The organism is Megasphaera sp. AF13-6AC, assembly GCF_027685385.1.
In the GTDB taxonomy this organism is placed as follows: Bacteria; Bacillota; Negativicutes; order Veillonellales; family Megasphaeraceae; genus Megasphaera; species Megasphaera micronuciformis.
Genome location: NZ_JAQCUN010000221.1, coordinates 1 through 1,325 on the forward strand (window position 1 = coordinate 1; position 1,325 = coordinate 1,325).

The following is a 1,325-nucleotide window of genomic DNA, read 5'->3' on the forward strand; positions in this document are numbered from 1 at the left end:
AACAGACTTTGCATCTGCGTATCATAGGTCCATTGCCATAAAATTCCGGCCCATTCATAAAGAGGCTTCTTTTCTCCCCGGAAGGGAAGCAGCGGCTCCAGAACGTGAAAAATCCGGTGCCGAATATCGTTTATATACGACAAATCTCCGCACTGATTCCGCAATCGTTCGGGCATATATGTAAAATCTTCGTCTTTTATCCAGCGCAGAGGCCTGATTCCCGCTGCAAGGCTGTAGTTCTCCAAGTCATCTGCTTCACGCCGCGAAAAGGGCAGTAAATCCGTTTTTAACAGGCGAAATAGAGCATCATTATTAAGATGGGAAAACAAAATTTCCCGAACAGCCGTTACAGCTTCCACATACGGGTGCGTAGTCATGGGGCGTCTATAGTCCGTAAAGCAGGGCAGGCCGTATTCTGCAAATACTTGTTTACAAATACGATTATACGGGTCGGACGTACGCGTAATGACAGTAATATCCTTTAGCCGCCTGCCTTGGCGCAACAGATGACAAATCTGTCCGGCCACATATCGCACTTCTTCATAACGAGTGTTACATTGTACGGCTCTTATCCATTCTACAGATGCATCTCGAAATTTCGGTACTGTCGAAAAAAAGTCATCGCGAAAAGCTCGCAACGTTGAATATACGCTGTCGCCTACGGCTCGAACCTGCACAGCCGGAAAGAGTCGACATAGGGACTCATAAGCCTCATAAGCACGACGATGCAATGCGGTTTCCCGCTGTTGTCCGTCTAAGGCTTCAGGATTCATCGTCAAAGTAATGACCGTCTCTTCGGCACAACGTGCAAGAGCCTGTATGACTTGCATCTGTTGTGGCGTAAACCACTGAAATCCGTCGATCCAAATATATGCTCCTTGAAGGAATTCATCACGACATGCATCTTCAGCCAGTGCCGTCAGCAAATCACGAGTTGATCCGAAACGTGTCTGTAAGTATTCATCATACTTTTCATACAACAGAGAAATATCGGAAATCTTTTGTTTCAGTACCCCTGTCTCTAAGGCTTTACCGGCGTTCTTCAACGTTTCGGCATCAATACCGAAAGACCGACATTCCGTAATAAAGGCGGAGGCCGTTGCCGCAAAACCCGGCTGTCTCATGGCTTGTTGCAAAACTGTAAATGACGGCGCCCAAGCATCTGCCAGTCGTCGTAACACAAGGCGTTTATCGAAGTCGTTCAACACGACCGTATCGCCGCTGCCCCCCTGTGTCACCTGTCGTGCCAAGCGCGAAAATCCGGAAATTCGCGTTCCCATAAATCCCCGACCTTGCAAGGATTCGGCATAACGACGTTCCGCCTC

At 48.2% G+C, this 1,325-nt stretch carries 1 protein-coding gene; it reads right to left on the reverse strand.

Annotation, left to right across the window (positions count from 1 at the left end; genetic code table 11):
* The coding region (locus PGX78_RS08330; protein ID WP_442864824.1) for a PD-(D/E)XK nuclease family protein at nt 1-1,280 on the reverse strand (1,280 nt) is incomplete at its 3' end.
* Between the last annotated feature and the right edge of the window lie 45 nt (nt 1,281-1,325).